The organism is Shewanella electrica (genome assembly GCF_022321485.1).
GTDB lineage: Bacteria > Pseudomonadota > Gammaproteobacteria > Enterobacterales > Shewanellaceae > Shewanella > Shewanella electrica.
Window position 1 is genome coordinate 1 of the sequence record NZ_JAKOGG010000707.1, and the last position, 240, is coordinate 240.

General features: G+C 52.9%; 1 protein-coding gene. It reads right to left on the reverse strand.

What is annotated here, in order from left to right:
• Nucleotides 1-145 (reverse strand): motility-associated protein (locus L9G74_RS22410; RefSeq protein WP_326521534.1); only part of this gene is annotated, 145 nt, incomplete at its 3' end.
• Nucleotides 146-240 lie beyond the last annotated feature (95 nt).

Here is a 240-nt window from a genome sequence, read left to right on the forward strand (position 1 = left end):
ATTCGCCATAGGCTTGTACCAACGTGGCAATATTCTTGCGCGGATCGGGGCGGGGCGTAAAAGCCACTAACGCGCCGATTGCTGCGCCAAAAATAATGATCATCTCGGCCGGTTGCCATAATGCGGCCAATACGACCGAAACCATAAAGCACAACGTTGCGTGGCTCTACTTCATCTTTGCAGGCGATGGCGTACAGAGAACACTTTGTCTTCAGAGTAACCTGGATGCAACCAGCGGCG